The sequence below is a fragment of the Bacteroides reticulotermitis JCM 10512 genome (genome assembly GCF_000517545.1).
GTDB classification, from domain to species: domain Bacteria; phylum Bacteroidota; class Bacteroidia; order Bacteroidales; family Bacteroidaceae; genus Bacteroides; species Bacteroides reticulotermitis.
This window is the reverse complement of sequence record NZ_BAIV01000075.1, coordinates 1-2,633: the sequence shown is the minus strand read 5'-3', so window position 1 is coordinate 2,633 and position 2,633 is coordinate 1. Positions and strand designations below refer to the sequence as shown.

The window sequence follows — 2,633 nt, the reverse complement described above, 5'->3', positions numbered from 1 at the left end:
AAATTCCAACAAACGTGCCCCCCTGCGTCCAATTCAAGTTGACCCCCTGTTTTTCTTTCCCTAAAGTTGTCATCATCATTTCAACACAAAAGCTATCTGAACTCTATCAGTATGCTGGGTTATAACTATTATCTATTTTTAAATTTAGTAATTTATCTTTTCTTTTGCAACTTTCTCAACGAGTCTCCGTATAGTTCTATTCGGATTGCCTGATGAACAATTCTATCCAGAACAGCATCCGCAATTGTTTTTTCTCCAATAACATCATACCAGTCTTTCACGGGAACCTGCGACGTGATAAGTGTTGTTTTTTTACCATACCTATCTTCTATTATGTCCATCAGGTTCATTCTTGCTCCGGCATCAAATGGTTGCATGCCAAAGTCGTCCATTATCAGTAAATCCATTCGTTCAATCTTTTTAAGTTCTTGTAGTATGTTTCCTTTTGCTTTAGCCATTTTTAGTTGCCCCATTAATCTGGCTGTATTGACATATAATACCTTGAGTCCTTTTTGGCAAGCCCTATAACCTAAAGCGGTCGCAATATAACTTTTCCCCGTTCCGGAACTCCCTGTTATAAAGAGATCCTTGGATTCTTTAATAAATGAGAGTTCTGCCAGCCTCTCCAACAAGTTGCGATCCAGCCCTCTGTCCAATGTGTAGTTAACTTCTTCCAGGGAGGCCTTATAGCGAAAAGAGGCTTGCCTTATTAGCCTCTCAATAATACGATTACAACGATCATCCCATTCATTGGATATTAACCACCCGACAAACTGGTCGGTTGTCATAGTCTCGGACTTAAAACTTTCCATACTTGTTTTAAAAGCATTATACATGCCTAAAAGACGCATTTGGCGCATCATCTCTAATGTTTCTTGATTCATTTCCATTGTTCTTGATTGTTAACTGTAATATTCTTTTCCACGTATATTCTCATGAGCAGGCATCTGATGACTTCCATCATCTGTATTTTCTTCCATAGGAAGTTCATCTTGCCTGTTTTTAAGTATTTTCTCTATGGCCGGGTAATTATACAATCCATGGCAAGAGGCCCATCTGCAGGCATTGATGAGTCTTTTTCGTCCGACCCGCGAAGCGAAGTTAAGTATACCCCGACACGATTTGTATGCTTGCTCGGGATGGATCTTCAGTTCTATGACTTGTCGTATAAAACTCTCTACATCGGGGTGTATAGAGGCTGCTTCCACAAGAAACTTTTCTGGATTCCAATCTGTAATTACACGTTGACAAGAAGCCAGGTGTTCCTGCTGGGAAGTGTAGCCATAGAGTTTGTAGTTCCTTGTGTGAGTCGCTATTTTCTCGTACTTCAAATAGATATCCAACGTGGTGCTATTGTATAACACATTGACTTTCTTGCCGATGTGTTTGTATGGAACACTATAATAATGCTTCTCTAAGCGTATGAAACCGTTCTTTTGTACGGTTGCCGTATGTCGAAGCTTGAGTTCAAAACGGATGGGGTTTAAAGGTCCCATACAACTACGCTCGATCTCTTCGTATTGCTCCCGCCTGCTGTAGCTTCTCTGGGTAAATAAAGCATTATTGTGTAGTTCAAGAGCTACGTGTATGGCAGCGTTTAAAGAAGCTAAATCGTAAAACTCACGACCTTCAAGTTTAGTGTAAATACTTCGATAAATTAGTTTAATGGCTCCTTCTACCAAAGCTTTATCGCGAGGCTTGCGTACTCTGGCAGGAATGACAGCACACCCATAATGTTCGGCAAAAGCAGCAAAGTCTTCATTGAGTTCCGCTTCATAACGACTGGGCCTACTTACAGCGGCCCTTAGATTATCTGGAACAATGGCAGCAGGGGTTCCGCCGTAAAACAGCAATGCGGCTTCACAGCAATGAATTAAATCTTCTTTGCGCTGGCTCATAACTGCCTGAACAAAAGTGAGCTGGCTGCAAGGGAGAATGGATACAAATACTTCAACAGGGAGGATCTCACCGGTATCAGTGTCTATGATGGAGAGCTTGTCGCCGGCATAGTCAATAAACATCTTATCACCAGCTTTGTGTTCCAACCGGGCTATAGGATGAGATTGAGCAAAATAAGCCCGGAGATATGCGCAAAAACGACTGTGAGCATATCCATCAGAGTGAGAGGATCTATACTCTAAAAATAATTGACGGCGACTCACACCTTTCTTTTTAAGACGCTTTGCGTACTCTGGAAGAAGTACCTGCAAGGCTTGATAGCGTGCTGAGGGTTCTTCAATAGGCTTCTCTTTTACCTGGAAAAGAGTATGAAGGGAAGAATCCTCCAGAGAGAGGACTTCTTCCATACTTAAACCACTCTTTTGATAAATCTGTAAATACTTCTTGACGGTATTGCGAGACATACCCAGCATGTGACTAATACTTTTAGTCCCACTACCGGAGGCATAACAACGTAATACTTGACGAATCTTACTCATGCTTAATGAATGATTGGGCATACAGTCTGTTTTTTAATTATTTAACAGACAAGATAAGATTCAGAGAGCTATTACGCAAATGATTTTTTGAACTTTAGGGGGTCACTTTCAATTGGACACAAGGGGTCACTTTCAATTGGATTTAGGGGATCACTTTACGTTGGACAAGAGGGGTCAACATGGAGCGGATTTTCC

At 41.2% G+C, this 2,633-nt stretch carries 2 protein-coding genes; both read right to left on the bottom strand.

Translation table 11 applies throughout. The features are described 5' to 3' along the window. Nucleotides 1–152: 152 nt before the first annotated feature. Complete coding sequence (gene istB, locus JCM10512_RS20925) at nt 153–890, bottom strand: IS21-like element helper ATPase IstB (protein WP_044165879.1); 738 nt, start codon at nt 888–890, stop codon at nt 153–155. 12 nt (nt 891–902) lie between these two features. Beyond that, nucleotides 903–2,459 (bottom strand): IS21 family transposase, encoded by a 1,557-nt coding sequence (istA, locus tag JCM10512_RS20920; protein WP_081741598.1) that lies wholly within the window; start codon nt 2,457–2,459, stop codon nt 903–905. Nucleotides 2,460–2,633: the final 174 nt, after the last annotated feature.

Excerpts from the sequence above, each read along its gene's own strand:
- istB (WP_044165879.1), bottom strand. The coding sequence starts at position 890 with ATGGAAATGAATCAAGAAACATTAGAGATGATGCGCCAAATGCGTCTT.
- istA (WP_081741598.1), bottom strand. The coding sequence starts at position 2,459 with ATGCCCAATCATTCATTAAGCATGAGTAAGATTCGTCAAGTATTACGT.